The 276-nt window shown below is 39.9% G+C and carries 1 protein-coding gene; it reads right to left on the bottom strand.

Annotated features, from left to right (window positions below; genetic code table 11):
- Positions 1 to 276 (bottom strand): hypothetical protein (locus tag SB725_RS31045; RefSeq protein WP_410923232.1); only part of this gene is annotated, 276 nt, incomplete at both ends.

A 276-nucleotide genomic window follows, 5' to 3' on the forward strand; every position in this document is an offset into this window, starting at 1 on the left:
GTTCGTTTTTATAGCAAGAGTATGGGTTATTCCCAAAGCAGCCGTTTTCCAGTTGGTATCTGTTCCGATTTGAGTGGGAGTATTTATATTAGTTGTTCCTGTGTTTACTAATTGTCCACTGCCATTATTCCCCCAGCCCCACAATGTTCCGTTTGTTTTTATAGCTATTGTTTGGGCGCTTCCTGCAATTATCGTTTGCCAGTTTGTTGCTGTTCCTATTTGTACAGGTACATTTTTACTTGCAAAAGTACCATCACCCAATTGTCCATAAGCATT

It is taken from the genome of Pseudomonas sp. SIMBA_041 (assembly GCF_046535095.1).
Lineage (GTDB): Bacteria > Pseudomonadota > Gammaproteobacteria > Pseudomonadales > Pseudomonadaceae > Aquipseudomonas > Aquipseudomonas mucoides.